The following is a 15,161-nucleotide window of genomic DNA, read 5'->3' as shown; positions in this document are numbered from 1 at the left end:
AAAGAAAAGCGACTCGGAGGATGCAAAAAAGTATCGTCGTTTAAAACGATACTGGTCTTTATTTTTTTAAGATTCCAATCAGTTAGACACAGAAAAACGTTCTTATAATCGCTTGTTTAAACGACCACTTTGCCAAAAAGATATCATGGATGAACTCTTAACCTATCATCCACTTCTCAAACAAACTTATGATGAAATGCACTTGCTTAAGTATGCCATACTTTGTAAAAATAGTGAGTTATTTTTCGATTTAATCGACCAATTACCTAAGAGCTTACCTGATTGGTTTCGTAAGAAATTGACTTTCTTTAAAAAGCATAAGGAAGACATTTCAAATGCCCTTCATCTTCCTTATTCTAATGGAAACGTTGAAGGGCTAAACAATAAAATTAAAGTCATTATTTGATATTAGCCAAACATAAGCTTTCCAAATATTGTTGATTAGCTCTTCAAGTTTTCCTTTACTTAAACTTCGCTTCACTTGTTTTGGAATTAAGCCTTCTATACTTGACTTATCCGTAATATCTTTTATGTCAATTCTGTCATCTCAAGTTGATTTTTCACCACCAAATGTTGAGGTTTCCCTTGCTAACTTCTTTTTATTTTTTTACTTTATTCTTCATGAGTAATCAACTTCATTTTCTTCAGGTTCATCTAATGGAATCATTGTTTCCACTTCTTTTAAACTAATTTCATTCGCTTCTTCAAATGTTAAGTTTAATATTTCTTGATGCTTTTCTTTAAATTCTTCAAGTGTTAACCAATTTTCTTCATTGTCATCACTGATCGTTCCTTGAACCTCTTTTGCAAGTTCGCATACCATGGTGTATAGAGCTCGTTTATCTACTGTTAGAATATTGATGTGCTTCGTTTCAATATAAAGCATTGTTTTATTTCTAATTGGATCAAGCATAATATATTCTACAGAAAAAAAAGTTTTCTTTTCTTTCCATCTTTCATCATTTAAACTCTTATCCCATTTCAAAGAAAGTGAAAAATTATTTTGTAAAGTTTCAGTATTACCTCCATGAGATATCTCTAGTTTTTTATGGATATAACGACTGAACCACATTTTCTCTGCTAATCCTCGATATTTTAAATTTATAACTGGTTCTTTAACTTGTATATAAATTTTCATTTTATCCTCCTTATTTTGTTGTTAGCCAAATATAAGCCTTCCAAATATTATTAACTAATTCCTCTAGTTTACCTTTACTAAGTTTCTTTTTTAAACTTGGCTCAATTTGCTTTAAAATACTAGCCTTATCTGTAATTAACTCAATTAAAATTCGGTCATCTTTAAAAGAGTCTTTTCCGCCACCAGATTGAATTTGAATTTTATTTCCATCTGGTTCTGCATCTACTCTTAATTTTCTTTTTGTCCCATTAAGTGGTACTTCAATCGGTTTACCAAAAGTCTTGCTCGTAATCTTCCCATTATTGGAAAACATCACATTGCCTTCATAACCATTTTGAAAACCGTTTAGCCCATCTACCATTATCGCTGTTCCAGTTCCTGCCACTGCTACACCTGCTGTCGCAACTCCTGGTAGAAAAATAGTTGCTGTTCCACCACTCGCAAGCTCTACAACCGCATAAGCGCCTGTAATCCCAACTACACCCACTATCGCAGTTGTTCCACCTCCGACAACTTTTACCGTATTTCCAATTAAATAGGACAGAATATCAACGACATCTTTTGCCGTATTCACTTTATCTTTTACATCATCCCATTGCTCTTCCAATAAAATTTCATTATAAGCTTCTGTTGCATCTTTATCAACTTTTCCATTTTTCAACACTTGATAAAACGTACCATATTTTGTCTTCACTTCTTTGACTTCATAACGATCTTTTTCGTTGGCTTTATTGTAACCAGATATGTGTTTATACCAACTACTTCCCGAAATGTCCTCAACACGATACCCACTTGCCCCGCTCTCAAAATGTTTACTTTGACCTAAATACGCCAATCCTTCTAAAATCGCTTGAATGGTTTCTTTGACACCATCAAAATTCCCTTGTGTTGTATTTTCAAAGTGTTCATAGTGTTTCAACACCTCGATTTCTTTCATTCGTCCGTTCATCGTATTATTCCCAAAAAATTCTTTTAATACTGGAACGTCTTTGAACACTTCTGCCATAGCTTCCATAAATTCTAATTTTTGGGTTTGAAGACGCCTTAAATCGTTTTCTAACTCTTGCAACTCCTCTGTATCTAATCTATTTTCAGCTTCTCCCACGATATTTTTAAATTCTTTTAGATAGTTCTTAATCGAATCATCCAAATCGTACAGAGCATTAAAAATAGCATCTGAAATCATCTTATATTGCCCATGATACTGTTTACCAGACGACCAAGCCGCTCCCAATAACTCCCTATCTTCGGTAAATAAATCATTTGACTTGTCGTACTCTTTTAAATAAGAGACCGTTTCTTGTCTCAATTTGGTAACTTCCTCAGAAAGATCCTTTAGTTCTTGGTAATCTATTCGTGGCATTTATTTTCCTCTTTTCTGACTTCAAAAAGAGATTCTTCCAACTCAACTCTTTTCTTTATTTTTGATTTCATTACTTGTTCTAACTCCTCTTCGCCTTCTGCTAATTTCCCATAAAAAAAATGACGTTCTTCTTCCAAATAATCAAATTCCCTTAAAACTGACGCTTCGGCTTCCGTACCACTACTCAATCGGCGAATTGATTCCCATAACTCGAACTCTTTTCTCGAATAATTTTGAAAATCTGAATAGGCATTTTCAATTGAAAGATTCGCTTTTTTTAAACCTTTTAATTCATCTTCTATGTCCAAATACTCTTCGTTCACTACTCGACTGTTCTTCTTCATTCTCAACTCTCTTTCAAGTGGCTACAAATTTTCATCTGTTTTTTGAATCGCTTCATGAATCTTCACTAAATTTCCAATATCCACTTTAATGGCTGACTTAAATTGTGTAGTCGCTTTTTTCATGTCTCCTAAACATTCGGATAAAATTGTTACAGCAGTACTTTTAGAATATGAAATGTCTTTTTTTACATCAAATGAAACATGAGAGCTTGACTCAGTCATCCCTATTGTTACCATGGTAACAATAGGTGAATTAGTGGTTACTTTTTCTTCCATAAAATCCTCCTGTAAGTTAATAAATTTACGGTTAATGTATTTTTTTGAATGTATATCATAAATTAAAACATTTACAATTATGACATTTTTAATTTTATCATAAGTGCTACCACTCTACAAAATGAACGTTATTTATTTTATAATTATTATCTACTAGTAGTTATCAGTACCTGTTAGGTACATCTTTTTTATCTATTACAAATATAACTATAAATATATCTACTTAAAGTGTGGAAAAAATATTAATTTAATGAGGATGCAAAAAAGTATCGTCGTTTAAAACGATACTGGTCCTTATTTTTTAAAGATTCCAATCAGTTAGACACAGAAAAATGTTCTTATAATCGCTTGTTTAAACGACCACTCTGCCAAAAAGATATCATGGATGAACTCTTAACCTATCATCCACTTCTCAAACAAGCCTATGATGAAATGCACTTGCTTAAGTATGCCATACTTTGTAAAAATAGTGAGTTATTTTTCGATTTAATCGACCAATTACCAAAGAGCTTACCCGATACTGACTTTCTTTAAAAAGCATAAGGAAGGCATTTCAAATGCTCTTCATCTTCCTTATTCTAATGGAATCGTTGAAGGGCTAAACAATAAAATTAAAGTCATTAAACGAGTTGCCTATGGGTACCGGAACTTTATCAACTTTCGTACACGAATTTATCTCATTCAAGGAGAACGTTTAACCCAAAACAAGAGAAAAGAAAAATAGGTGAAGAACTAAAATTCCTCACCTATTCCATGATTTTAGTCAATTGATTCTTCACCAACACGATTTGACAAAGAGCCATTATTTCTAAAAATGCCCTTGGTAAAGGATTCAACGGTTTCAAAGATACGCTGTCTTGAGTTCGTATCACGATATTCAATCAATAATTCAGCTTTTTGTTTATTCTTCTTACTCAATGCAAAATTTGTTGCCTCAGCTAAACTTAATAAATGAAGAAGAGCCGACTCATTTGTTGCGATTTCACCAGGTAATTCATTTTGATAAGTTTGATTTAAATGCACGTCATCGTCAGTTTCTTGTTGGAAATGAGTTTCGATTTGATAGAAGAAGACTGGTTTAGCTAAGAAACTAAATTCAAAAGCTTCTGGAGCATAATCGGTAATCATCAATTTACTTTCTTTTAAGACATCAACTGTATTCATTGAAGATTGGAAGTAGATTGTGGCATTTAATTGTTGAAATTGCGCAGCGTATTTTTGGAAGGCATCGGGTAGTGCAACTGCTAACTGAAGCTGATTTGTAGTTAAATACTTTTGAAATTCTACACTTGTTAAAAAGGCTAAATAATTTTGAGCTAAAACATCAATGAGTTCTGTTTGAAAATGCAAACCAGTTTCATGGTCAACAGGGAAAAATAAAAGTTGCTGTTTTTCACTGGTTTTTTTAGTAGAATCAAATAACCAATCAAAACTAGCTAAACCAGTAATTGCCACACGATTTATAGGATAGCCCAATGTATTGATTGCTAAACGTTGTTCGTTTTTGGAACTGATTAAGAATAAATCTGTTTCAAATTGTAACGAACGATGCCCTAATGTATTGATTTCATTCTGTAACCCTAACATCTCATGTTGTAGATAGACCTTTTTCCCACGTATGAAATTTATTAGTTGTTGTGTACGAGTTGGATAAATCTCATGTGGATAGTAAGCTGTTAAAATAACTCGAGCCATAAATAAATGCCAGATATGTTTTTTTGATTTGAAAGACAGAACATGCTCTTTTCCATAGTGTGCAACTTTTTCATAATCAGGTGAGAGATCATCAAGAATATAGTAAACTTCACGTTCAGGATGATTTTCTCGCATATATTGATAAAAAGCAAACCCGTTGTTAGTTGCAGTATCTGGCTTTTCTCCAATGACCCAAATATTTCGTTTTAAGTAGAAAGGGCGGATAAACCAAAATAATAGAAGCATTTCACGGAAATAAGCAAAAACAGCTTTTTCCATTCGTGTGACACAGATCGAAAGACTTTGAGAATTACTAGTAAAATTAGGTGCAAATGTATAAGTAGTATTTCCATAACTATAGAAAGCATTTTTGTAAATCCATTTTGATTTAATTTTTTGTGGATTGCCAACACGAATAACTGTTGGTTCAAATAAACCATTTAAATAGACTTCAAAATAAATGTCAAAATCATCATCAGGGAAATCAGTTAATAATAGTTCTTTAGCAAATTCTTTCGTATCTACTAAAATATGATAATCATAATGATATAAATGACTGCCAGAATCAAGACGATCTAGAAGAACATTTGAATGAATTCTACGTTTTAATCCGGTCTTTTTCCCCACCATAATGGTATCAATTCGATTAATCGCAAATGCTTTTGAACGAATCGTTCCATAAATATTGATTTTTTGTTCCTTTGTTTTCAAAGCAGAAATCTCACTACCTTGAATATAGCGAAGACTACGTACAGGAACGTTAACTGTAAAACAGAATCCATTAGTTTTACGACTAAAATATGGGAAAATATTATCTTCACGATCTTTGAATTGAGTTAATCCAAAGGAATTAAACTGTTCAAATAAATCCAAAGAAAGGGGCTCTTCTTTATCTAACCATTGATTTTCAATAAAATAGCTGATGGTCATGTAAAGCTCAAAATGCTCCCGTCCACCTTGAGGGATATGTGTATGAATAAATTCAGTTAAATTAAATTTAAAAGAAAAGGTTGTATGATCGATTTCGGTTGCGGGAAAAGTATAACGTTCCCCGGTTTCACGATGTACAATAAAAAAGCCCTTAAAGTATACAGGATGCTCTTTATTTAGGGAAATAGTTGTGACAATATTTTCTTCTTGCATACTAATTGAAAAACTAGGATGCGTTAAATTGACTTCAGTTTTGTGTCGATTTAGAAATAAATGAGAATCTTTAATAGATGATCTCAATGACATAGTTAATTCCTCCGATAGCTTAGTCCATAGTATATTGACTCCAACTTATCATAGCAGTCACATGGTAGCGTTGCAATGAATTGCTACAATTGTAAAGGAATTGTAATCTTTGTTGAAAAAATGATTCTTACGAATAAAATAGCATTCTTGCTGTAGCCAGAAGAAAAAATAAGCCCTGTTTGTTTTTTCTTCTAGTATTGATATAATTAGAAAAAGGAAAGGGGAGGATTAGGAAATGGAATTTAATGATCTGGAATTATTCTATAAAGCGTTATCTAAACGAGATGAAGAGTATGTTTTTACTGGAAAAGTAGTTGAGCAATTGCCTGATTTAATTGAGTATTGTCGAACAAAGACTGATAATTTTGTCTGGTTTATAGGTGGTCCGCTATTTTGGCTAATTAGTTGGAATGTACAGCGAAAGCTTTATTTAAAAAATGGAATTGGAAAATTAGAACAAAAAATAATTCATGGATTGAACGAATATGAAATTGAGATAAAAAATAAGTATGCGCTATTAATTAGACGAGATCAGTAAAGGTAGCAAGTGGAGACTAAACTAAATTTTTTCGATTATAAGTTCTACTGCTATCACAATAACTGCGATGAAAAGAACTGAGGAATTTCCAAGATTATTTAAGTTTAGTTGAGTATAGTTAGTTGATTTTAGAATTAAACCAATAACAGGTATGAATAAAACCAATGTGAAAGCTGCATAAAAATAAATTTTGTAGCGAAGGTTTTGTTTACGTTCGTCATTTAGATGCTTTTTTAGATAGTTTTCATGTATTTTTTTTATGGGCTTAATGTATAAAATACCTAGGCTAACTAGCGGAATTAAAATTAAAAGCCAAATTGTATTTGAGTAAACCTCTTTAACTAAAGTAGAAAGTTCGATTTTTTCACTTGAAAAAATAGTGAAATTCACATTTAACCAAAAATAAAAAGCCATTAATCCAAGAGCTCTAGTGGTTACATATTTTTTCGTTACTAAGTTTTTTTGATTTTTTTTCATTCTTCCTCCTCCTTCAAAGTAAATAAGTCATGAAAATCAACATGAAAATAGTTTTCCATTTTTAATGCCAATTCTAAACTGGGATTGTATTTTCCCGTTTCAATAGCATTAATTGTTTGCCGAGAAACTTCCAAATCTATTCCAAGCTGTTTTTGAGAAATTCGATTTTTTTTTCTCACTTTTTTTACGTTATTAATAACAGGCATAGGCACCTCCATTAGTTGATTTCTATTTATTTTTAACTTACCATAGGAATTTAAAAGTGTCAAGGAAACTTTACATATTTTAAAAGTCATTTTTTGTTTGAATTTTTCTAATTCAGTAAAGATAAAGTTATAAAGCTAACAAATGGAAATCATTCTATGATAAAATAAAGGAAGAATCAAATTGGAGAAGAAAGAAGGGTATTACATGTTAATTGGAACAGTAACAAGTATTGGACCACAAGCAATCAGTCAAAAAGACCCAATTATTATTTTATTTGGTGAAGGGGCAACTGAGGATATTCGAGAAGTATCTGTTATTCAAGAATTTGAAAATGCGGAACAGGCAGATTTAAAAGTGGGTCAAACGATTTTGTTTGATGAAGAAGCGTATACAATTGAAGCAGTTGGAGTATTAGCAACTGATAATTTAAATAGTATTGGGCATATTACTTTGAGCTTTTCTGAAGTCCCTGCTGAAGATATGTTGGGCAATGGTATTTATCTAACGCCTCATCGCTTACCTGATTTTAAACTGGGAATGAAAATCAGCTATCAAAACGACTGATAGAAATAGTCAAAGTTGCTCCAAATAAAGTAGGAGGCTAAAGGATGAATGAAATAAAAGAAAAAACCGTTAGCCACAAAACGCTATCATGGTTTTGGCGCTGGTTTTTAAATAATAAGTTTGTCACCATCTTGTTGGTGAATTTATTGATTTTACTAAATATCTTTGCTTTATCAAAAATAAGTTACGTATTTGAACCAATAGCAAGTTTTTTCGGTGTTATTGGTTTGCCTATTGTAATGGCCGGAATCTTGTATTATTTAATCAATCCTTTAATTGATTGGTTAGAGAAACGAAGAGTACCTAGAACAGTTGGAATTACAATTGTCTTTATTATTATTATTGGTTTGATTGTGTGGGGTGTGGCTATTTTAATTCCGCTAATGCAAAAACAAACAATGAGCTTTATTGACAACTGGCCATCTTATTGGAAACGAGCAAATCAAGAAGTTGACCACTGGTTGCGTAGTGATCTTTTGTCACAATTACAGCAACAAATTTCAAGTACGAATGAAGATTTAGTGAAGTCAGTAACTGGACAATTAAATACTATGCTTAATTCAACATTTAATGGGTTAGGTAGTGTTGTTGGAGCAGTAACGAATGTACTTGTGGCGATTATTACGATGCCATTTATCTTATTTTACTTGTTAAAAGATGGAAAAAACTTACCTCATCATTTAATGAAGGCTTTTCCTGTTAAAATGCGGGATACAACCTTTAACTTATTAAGTGATATGAATACTCAAATTAGTCAATATATTCGCGGTCAATTAACAGTCGCTTTTTTCGTGGCGATCATGTTTATGGTTGGATATGGGGTTATTGGTTTAGAATATGCAGTTACATTGGGAATTCTATCAGGATTTCTAAATCTAGTTCCGTATCTAGGTTCGTTCTTAGCGATGGTTCCTTCTATTATAATTGGATTGGTAACCTCACCAGAAATGTTAGTAAAAGTTTTGATTGTCTTCGTTATTGAGCAAACAATTGAAGGGCGGATTATCTCACCGCAAGTTTTAGGTAGTAGTTTAGAAATCCATCCAGTGACGATTATTGTTGTTTTGTTAACTGCCGGCAAATTATATGGAATTCCAGGAGTTGTTTTGGGAATTCCCGGTTATGCAGTAATGAAAGTTTTGGCTACGTATTTATTTAATTGGTATAAGGAAGTATCAGGGTTATATACTACTGATCCTATAACGGATAGTGATGTATCAGAACCACCAGATATTGATTCCTAACTAAAAAAATGGTTGAAGGTAAAAGAGAAATTTCTCTTTTGTCCTTCAACCATTTTTAAATTTAATAGACTTAGAATGTTTGAGCTAATTCTTTAGCTGCAGTGAAACCAGCTTCCATGATTTCGCCAGCTTGGTCTGGGTTGTAATCCATTCCTTCAACAGCGATATGGTGATAGTCAGTTACACCAATAAAGTTGAAGATTGTTTTAAGGTATTGGCTAGCAGGATCTTGTCCTTGATAAACGCCACCGTTTGATTGGATGTGTAATACTTTTTTGTCGCCAGCAAGTCCAACAGGACCTTCAGCAGTGTATTTGAAAGTTTTTCCAGCAACATTGACTGTATCAATCCAAGCTTTTAAGCGAGTTGGAACATTTAAATTCCAAAGTGGATTTGCAATGACAACTTTATCTGCATCTAAGAATAATTGAGTTAATTCGTTGAAGCGAGATACTTTATCTTGTTGATCTTGAGTCAATGTTGCAAAATCTGCTCCGTTTCCTAAAGCTCCCCAAGCGCTTAAAATATCTAAGTCGATTTCTGGGATAAATGATGTATACAAATTAATTTCATTTATGTGATCAAAATGATTTTTTTCTTTATAAGCTTCAACAAATGTATCTGCAACTTGCATAGAACGTGAAGTTTCCCCTGTTAATGGATGTGCTTTAATAACTAATAATTTACTCATAATTTAAATAACCTCTTTCAATTCTCATTTTTAGTTGATGTATAAAACTTGCTACAAGAATCATCTTACCAAAAGTAAGCGACTAACGCAACAGTTAATTATCAAAAAATGAAAAAATATTTATTTAATGATGCATTCATTTTCATAAATTAAATGAAATAAAGAGAATTTATTTGTTTTTTTAATAAAATAATGAGATGGTTTTCATTGTTGAAATTACTCGTTTTTTTTGTTTGAAAACGGAAAGGTAAAGCATTCTAACTCAAAATTATTGAAAAAAACACTAAATTTTACTTGCAATATGACAAGTCGTCATCTATAATGACAAAGTGTCATATGACGGTCTGTCATTTTTGATTGAGAATTTTGAAAGACATAGGAAATTTAAACTCAATGTGAAAGGAGAGGAAAACAATGCCCACTCAAACTTTTTTTAATTTGCCAGAAGACAAGCAACAACGATTATTGGATGCTGCTAGTGCCGAATTTTCAAGAGTTCCATTTAACAGTGCTTCTATTAATAATATTATTAAGTTAGCTGAGATTTCTCGTGGTAGTTTTTATCAATATTTTGAAGATAAAGAAGATTTATACTACTACTTTTTTAATAGTTTGAAAAAAGATAGTCGAAAGTTGCTTGAAGAGTGTTTAACTGAAGCGAATGGTGATTTATTCTTAGGTTATAAATACTATTTTCCGAAAATGTTTAAAATGATTACAGAAGAAAAACATGCAGAGTTCTTTAGAAATATGTTTTTGCATATGGATTATCGAACCAGTCGGAAAGTATCTCCAGGAGTGAAAAAAAGGGAATGTACGAAAAAGCATGGTGACCTTAAAGGACATTTATATGAATTTGTTAATATGGATTCACTAAATATTGAGCCATCTGAAGATTTTCATTTGTTGATTCGTTTATTAATGACGATTCTCTTTCAAACAATAGGGGATACATTTGCACGAGAAATGTCTGAAGAAGAAGCTGTTACTAGCTTTAATAAAAAATTATCTTGGTTACAAGATGGTGTCTATTTAAAAAAATAGATACCGTCATGAAATAATAAATTTGAAAAAGTGAAACTATTGGAGTTCAAAAGAACGACCCTATAGGAAGAAAGGAATGACAGAAATGATAAAATTAGCAAAACGAATGTCTTTCTGGGCCGTAGCAGGAGCAGTCCTGTTTATGATTGTCCAAGTAATCAGCGATTTATATTTACCAACCTTAACATCAGATATTATTAATAATGGTGTTGCCAAAGGAGATATTGATTACATTTGGTCTGTGGGCTTTAAAATGTTAGGTTTTTCACTAATCAGCATTGCCGCTGCAACAGGAAATGTTTTCTTGGCCGCTAGACAGTCACAAAAACTTGGGAAAACATTAAGAAGTGAAATTTATGACAAAGTAACTAACTTTTCAAACGATGAATTCGATGAAGTTGGAACTTCTTCATTAATTACTAGAACAACCAATGATGTGATTCAAATCCAAAACGTAGTCATGATGTTCTTAAGAATGATGATTATGGCACCGATCATGTTAATTGGTGCAAGTTTCTTAGCATATAGTAAAGATGGGAAATTAACACAAATTTTCCTTGTAGTCTTACCTATTTTAGCGATCTTTATCGGTGTTATTATGTACTTTGCAGTACCTTTGTTTAAAGCAATGCAAAAGAAAACCGATAAACTAAACTTAGTATTCCGTGAAGGTTTAACAGGAATCCGTGTTATTCGGGCCTTTAACCGTAGCAAATCTGAAACAGCACGTTTTGCAGAAGCAAATAAAGATTTTACCGATACATCCATTAAAGTAAATACCATTATGAGCTTTATGTTGCCGATTATGACTTTTGTAATGAGTGCAACAAACATTGCGATTATTTGGTATGGTGGTCATTATATTGGAGATGGAACCTTAGAAGTAGGGAATCTAATCGCCTTTATGACGTATGCAATGCAAATCCTAATGAGCTTTATGATGTTAGCAATGGTCTTTATCTTTATTCCTAGAGGACAAGCATCTGCTGTTCGGATTAATGAAGTATTAAATATGGAAAGTACAATTAATGATCCAAAACAAGCAGTTCAATTACCAGCTGAAAAACAAGGAACATTAGATTTTAACCATGTAAACTTCCGTTATACTGGTGCTGAAAATTTAGCCTTAAAAGATATTGATTTCCATAGTAAAAATGGCGAAACGCTTGCGATTATTGGTGGAACGGGTTCTGGTAAATCAACATTATCTAATTTACTTGGTCGTTTTTATGATGTGGAAAGTGGCAGTATTGAAATCAATGGTATTGATATTCGTCAAATGAAACAACATGATTTACGAGATGCTGTTGGTTATGTGCCACAAAAAGCAATGTTATTTACAGGAACAATCCGTGAAAATTTAAAATACGGAAAAGCTGATGCAACAGATGAAGAAATCTGGCATGCATTAGAAATTGCTCAATCAAAAGATTTTGTAGAAGCTTTACCTGATGGACTTGACTCTTATGTTGAGCAAGGTGGAGGAAACTTCTCTGGTGGACAAAAACAGCGTCTATGTATTGCTCGTGCGTTAGTGAAACGTCCAGACATTTATGTCTTTGATGATTCATTCTCAGCGCTAGATTTTAAAACCGATGCAGCTTTGAGAAAAGCTTTAAAACCTGAAACAAGAGAAGCGGTTGTTGTATTAGTTGCACAACGAATCAGTACAGTTATTGATGCCGATATGATTATGGTATTGGATGAAGGTAGCATTGTTGGTATGGGAACACATGAAGAACTAAAAGAAACGAATGAAACGTATCAAGAGATTATTAGTTCTCAACTTAGAGGGGAGGAAATCTAAAATGAGTGATAAAAATACAAAACCAGCACAACCAAATAGAGGACCAATGGGTGGTGGACCTGGTGCAAGACTCCCTGTTCAAAAAGCCAAAAACTTTTGGCCAACTGTTAAACGTCTATTCGGCTATATGTCTAAACGTTTAGTTGCGATTGTAGCCGTATTTGTTCTAGCAATTGCTGCAACAATCTTTCAAATTAGAACACCTAAAATCTTAGGTGAAGCAACAACTGAAATTTTTAAAGGTGTTATGATTGGTATGAAGCAACGTCAAGCTGGAATGCAAGTGGCTAAATTTCCAATTGACTATGATAAAATTGCTTCAATTCTTTTAATTGTAGGATTGATGTATATCGCATCAGCTGTTTTTAGTTTCCTACAACAATTTATCATGACCCGTGTTTCACAACGTACAGTTTATGAATTGCGTCGTGATTTAAAAGGTAAAATGAACACTGTTCCAATGGAATATTTTGATACTCATTCAAATGGAGATGTCATGTCCCGCGCAGTGAATGATATGGACAATATTGCAAATACGTTACAACAAAGCTTAACTCAATTAGTAACAAGTATTGTAACCTTTGTTGGGGTTCTCTACATGATGTTAACAATTAGCTGGCAGTTAACTCTAGTTGCTTTAGCAACCGTACCATTGAGTTTAATTGTAGTTGGAATTGTGGCACCAAAATCACAACGTTTCTTTGCAGCACAACAAAAAAGCTTAGGGTTATTAAACAACCAAGTTGAGGAAACGTATAGCGGTCATGTTGTTGTAAAAAGTTTTAATCGCGAAGCAGCATCGATTGAAGTCTTTGAAGAACAAAATGAAAAACTGTATAAAGCTTCTTGGAAAGCTCAATTTATCTCTGGTTTAATTATGCCTTTAATGAACTTTATCAAAAACTTAGGCTATGTTTTTGTAGCAGTTCTTGGTGGGATTAAAGTAGCTAATGGAAATATGAGTCTTGGGGATGTACAAGCATTCTTACAATATACTAATCAATTCTCTCAACCAATTACACAAATCGCTAACTTAATGAACACGATTCAATCTACTGTGGCTTCAGCAGAACGTGTTTTTGAAGTTTTAGATGAAAAAGATATGGATAATTCACCATCTGGTATTGAACCAGTGAAAGATTCTCCATATAAAATTAGCTTTGATCATGTTCAATTTGGTTATGGTGAAGGCAAAGAGAATTTATTAATGACAGACTTTAACTTAGACGTTAAGGAAGGGCAAATGGTGGCGATTGTTGGACCAACAGGAGCTGGTAAATCAACCTTAATCAATCTACTTGAACGTTTTTACGATGTTAAAGGCGGAAGTATTAAATTCAATGGTATTGATACGCGAGATATGACCCGTGATGAATTACGGACGCATTTCTCAATGGTTTTACAAGATACGTGGTTATTCAATGGAACTATTCATGATAATATCAAATACGGGAATGAACGCAAAGAATCAGAAGATCATATTATTGAAGCGGCTAAAGCAGCCCATGTAGATGATTTTGTACGTAAATTGCCACATGGTTATGATACGGTTTTAAATGAAGATGCAAGTAATATTTCTCAAGGTCAACGTCAATTAATTACGATTGCTCGTGCTTTCTTAGCTGACCCAGAAGTCCTAATCTTAGATGAAGCGACTTCAAGTGTAGATACTCGTACCGAAGTCTTGATACAACAAGCAATGCGCAAATTATTAAAAGGCCGGACAAGTTTTGTTGTGGCTCACCGTTTATCAACGATTCGTGATGCAGACAATATTATTGTAATGGATCATGGTTCAGTTGTTGAAACAGGAACACATGATGAATTAATGGCTAAAAATGGCTTTTACGCAGACTTATATAATAGTCAATTTTCAGAGGAAGCAGTAAGTTAATAAGAGAATATACAATAAAATTCTTACCTAAAACGAGTTTGATTTTAGGTAAGAATTTTTTTGTATTATAAAAGAAACTGTCTGACATTTAAGAATCAATCCATTAATGCGGCATATATCTAGTACTATAGTTACTATTATTCGATATAACCAAATGATAAGATCAATTAATAATAATTAAGGAATGATTATGATTTTTATGTCCTAATAGTTCCTATATTGTATTTCATAATGAGTACGCGTACAAAAAAATAGGATTTCAATTTTTTACATAATGAGTTATTTGGTTGTATCTATTAATTTAGATTAAAAAAATTTGAAAAAGTGGATGTCACAAAAATTAGTTAAAACTAGGATGATTTTTAACTATTGCTCGGCGATTGAACAATAGAGAAGCTAGCCTTTTAAGATGCTTTTGTTACAAGGGAATTTTAACCCCTCCTAGTTTAAGTTACAGTAATGAGAACAGATTCATAAAATTGTTTTATAAATTATAATTGAACTAGAATTTTTAAAATATTTTGAATAAAATAACGTATTTAAAATATTTCTTTTGCAGAGGGTTAAGTGATTGGAAAACAAATTTCCGGATTATTTTCAATGATGACGAGTTTTATTTAATTATTTTTTTGTTTTTTAAAAT

At 32.5% G+C, this 15,161-nt stretch carries 16 protein-coding genes and 1 pseudogene; 9 read left to right on the top strand and 8 right to left on the bottom strand.

What is annotated here, in order from left to right; genetic code table 11:
- Positions 1-145: 145 nt before the first annotated feature.
- Positions 146-406, top strand: a complete 261-nt coding sequence (locus BR43_RS20425; protein WP_051933846.1) for a transposase — start codon at positions 146-148, stop codon at positions 404-406.
- Positions 407-619: 213 nt separating this feature from the next.
- Here BR43_RS20425 and BR43_RS06530 read toward each other — a convergent pair whose 3' ends face one another.
- From BR43_RS06530 to BR43_RS06515, 4 genes are read right to left on the bottom strand one after another with little or no spacing between them, the layout of a single operon-like run.
- Positions 620-1,138: a hypothetical protein gene (locus BR43_RS06530; RefSeq protein WP_051933845.1), complete on the bottom strand. Its 519-nt coding sequence runs from the start codon at positions 1,136-1,138 to the stop codon at positions 620-622.
- A gap of 10 nt (positions 1,139-1,148) precedes the next feature.
- On the bottom strand, positions 1,149-2,501 hold the full coding sequence (locus BR43_RS06525; RefSeq protein WP_034560417.1) for a T7SS effector LXG polymorphic toxin: 1,353 nt from the start codon (positions 2,499-2,501) through the stop codon (positions 1,149-1,151).
- Positions 2,489-2,845, bottom strand: coding sequence for a hypothetical protein (locus BR43_RS06520; protein ID WP_034560415.1), 357 nt, complete (start codon positions 2,843-2,845; stop codon positions 2,489-2,491). The genes BR43_RS06525 and BR43_RS06520 overlap by 13 nt, the downstream gene beginning before the upstream one ends.
- A gap of 21 nt (positions 2,846-2,866) precedes the next feature.
- Entirely contained in the window at positions 2,867-3,121 is a 255-nt protein-coding gene (locus BR43_RS06515; protein ID WP_034560413.1) for a DUF3130 family protein, read from the bottom strand.
- 381 nt (positions 3,122-3,502) lie between these two features.
- On the opposite strand from BR43_RS06515, the gene BR43_RS20145 reads away from it, so the two are divergent.
- Positions 3,503-3,655 (top strand): hypothetical protein, encoded by a 153-nt coding sequence (locus tag BR43_RS20145; RefSeq protein ID WP_169741028.1) that lies wholly within the window; start codon positions 3,503-3,505, stop codon positions 3,653-3,655.
- A 46-nt stretch (positions 3,656-3,701) separates the two neighbouring features.
- Positions 3,702-3,845, top strand: a pseudogene (locus BR43_RS19505) (transposase); the annotation flags it as partial.
- Positions 3,846-3,880: 35 nt separating this feature from the next.
- Here BR43_RS19505 and BR43_RS06510 read toward each other — a convergent pair.
- Positions 3,881-6,052 carry a CDP-glycerol glycerophosphotransferase family protein gene (locus BR43_RS06510; RefSeq protein ID WP_051933844.1) on the bottom strand — a complete coding sequence of 724 codons (2,172 nt, stop codon included), beginning with the start codon at positions 6,050-6,052 and terminating at the stop codon, positions 3,881-3,883.
- Between the two features lie 235 nt (positions 6,053-6,287).
- Between BR43_RS06510 and BR43_RS06505 the strand changes: the two genes are divergently transcribed.
- Complete coding sequence (locus BR43_RS06505; protein ID WP_034560411.1) at positions 6,288-6,590, top strand: hypothetical protein; 303 nt, start codon at positions 6,288-6,290, stop codon at positions 6,588-6,590.
- Between the two features lie 21 nt (positions 6,591-6,611).
- Here the strand turns inward: BR43_RS06505 and BR43_RS06500 are convergent, their stop codons facing one another.
- Positions 6,612-7,067 carry a hypothetical protein gene (locus BR43_RS06500; protein WP_034560410.1) on the bottom strand — a complete coding sequence of 152 codons (456 nt, stop codon included), beginning with the start codon at positions 7,065-7,067 and terminating at the stop codon, positions 6,612-6,614.
- Positions 7,064-7,273 (bottom strand): helix-turn-helix transcriptional regulator, encoded by a 210-nt coding sequence (locus tag BR43_RS06495; RefSeq protein WP_034560408.1) that lies wholly within the window; start codon positions 7,271-7,273, stop codon positions 7,064-7,066. Before BR43_RS06495 ends, BR43_RS06500 begins: the two co-directional genes overlap by 4 nt.
- A gap of 181 nt (positions 7,274-7,454) precedes the next feature.
- Here BR43_RS06495 and BR43_RS06490 point away from each other — a divergent pair, with 181 nt between their 5' ends.
- Complete coding sequence (locus BR43_RS06490) at positions 7,455-7,838, top strand: PTS glucitol/sorbitol transporter subunit IIA (protein ID WP_245617828.1); 384 nt, start codon at positions 7,455-7,457, stop codon at positions 7,836-7,838.
- A 53-nt stretch (positions 7,839-7,891) separates the two neighbouring features.
- Complete coding sequence (locus BR43_RS06485) at positions 7,892-9,082, top strand: AI-2E family transporter (RefSeq protein ID WP_425393648.1); 1,191 nt, start codon at positions 7,892-7,894, stop codon at positions 9,080-9,082.
- Between the two features lie 70 nt (positions 9,083-9,152).
- Here the strand turns inward: BR43_RS06485 and BR43_RS06480 are convergent, their stop codons facing one another.
- Positions 9,153-9,773 (bottom strand): NAD(P)H-dependent oxidoreductase, encoded by a 621-nt coding sequence (locus BR43_RS06480; protein ID WP_034560403.1) that lies wholly within the window; start codon positions 9,771-9,773, stop codon positions 9,153-9,155.
- Positions 9,774-10,187: 414 nt separating this feature from the next.
- On the opposite strand from BR43_RS06480, the gene BR43_RS06475 reads away from it, so the two are divergent.
- The 3 genes from BR43_RS06475 (at position 10,188) to BR43_RS06465 (ending at position 14,518) form a co-directional block, all read left to right on the top strand.
- On the top strand, positions 10,188-10,817 hold the full coding sequence (locus BR43_RS06475) for a TetR/AcrR family transcriptional regulator (protein ID WP_034560401.1): 630 nt from the start codon (positions 10,188-10,190) through the stop codon (positions 10,815-10,817).
- Positions 10,818-10,902: 85 nt separating this feature from the next.
- The gene (locus tag BR43_RS06470) at positions 10,903-12,624 is read left to right on the top strand and encodes an ABC transporter ATP-binding protein (protein ID WP_034564870.1); all 1,722 of its coding nucleotides are present in this window, start codon (positions 10,903-10,905) and stop codon (positions 12,622-12,624) included.
- Between the two features lies 1 nt (position 12,625).
- Positions 12,626-14,518, top strand: a complete 1,893-nt coding sequence (locus tag BR43_RS06465) for an ABC transporter ATP-binding protein (RefSeq protein ID WP_034560399.1) — start codon at positions 12,626-12,628, stop codon at positions 14,516-14,518.
- Positions 14,519-15,161 lie beyond the last annotated feature (643 nt).

Origin of the sequence: Carnobacterium gallinarum DSM 4847, from assembly GCF_000744375.1 — a bacterium.
Classification (GTDB): Bacteria; Bacillota; Bacilli; order Lactobacillales; family Carnobacteriaceae; genus Carnobacterium; species Carnobacterium gallinarum.
The sequence above is the reverse complement of the archived record's forward strand: the minus strand, read 5'-3'. Positions and strand labels throughout refer to the sequence as shown.

What these genes read in the sequence shown, in the direction of transcription:
- BR43_RS20425 (WP_051933846.1), top strand. Translation starts at nt 146, where the DNA reads ATGGATGAACTCTTAACCTATCATCCACTTCTCAAACAAACTTATGAT.
- BR43_RS06530 (WP_051933845.1), bottom strand. Translation starts at nt 1,138, where the DNA reads ATGAAAATTTATATACAAGTTAAAGAACCAGTTATAAATTTAAAATAT.
- BR43_RS06525 (WP_034560417.1), bottom strand. Translation starts at nt 2,501, where the DNA reads ATGCCACGAATAGATTACCAAGAACTAAAGGATCTTTCTGAGGAAGTT.
- BR43_RS06520 (WP_034560415.1), bottom strand. Translation starts at nt 2,845, where the DNA reads ATGAAGAAGAACAGTCGAGTAGTGAACGAAGAGTATTTGGACATAGAA.
- BR43_RS06515 (WP_034560413.1), bottom strand. Translation starts at nt 3,121, where the DNA reads ATGGAAGAAAAAGTAACCACTAATTCACCTATTGTTACCATGGTAACA.
- BR43_RS20145 (WP_169741028.1), top strand. Translation starts at nt 3,503, where the DNA reads ATGGATGAACTCTTAACCTATCATCCACTTCTCAAACAAGCCTATGAT.
- BR43_RS06510 (WP_051933844.1), bottom strand. Translation starts at nt 6,052, where the DNA reads ATGTCATTGAGATCATCTATTAAAGATTCTCATTTATTTCTAAATCGA.
- BR43_RS06505 (WP_034560411.1), top strand. Translation starts at nt 6,288, where the DNA reads ATGGAATTTAATGATCTGGAATTATTCTATAAAGCGTTATCTAAACGA.
- BR43_RS06500 (WP_034560410.1), bottom strand. Translation starts at nt 7,067, where the DNA reads ATGAAAAAAAATCAAAAAAACTTAGTAACGAAAAAATATGTAACCACT.
- BR43_RS06495 (WP_034560408.1), bottom strand. Translation starts at nt 7,273, where the DNA reads ATGCCTGTTATTAATAACGTAAAAAAAGTGAGAAAAAAAAATCGAATT.
- BR43_RS06480 (WP_034560403.1), bottom strand. Translation starts at nt 9,773, where the DNA reads ATGAGTAAATTATTAGTTATTAAAGCACATCCATTAACAGGGGAAACT.
- BR43_RS06475 (WP_034560401.1), top strand. Translation starts at nt 10,188, where the DNA reads ATGCCCACTCAAACTTTTTTTAATTTGCCAGAAGACAAGCAACAACGA.
- BR43_RS06470 (WP_034564870.1), top strand. Translation starts at nt 10,903, where the DNA reads ATGATAAAATTAGCAAAACGAATGTCTTTCTGGGCCGTAGCAGGAGCA.
- BR43_RS06465 (WP_034560399.1), top strand. Translation starts at nt 12,626, where the DNA reads ATGAGTGATAAAAATACAAAACCAGCACAACCAAATAGAGGACCAATG.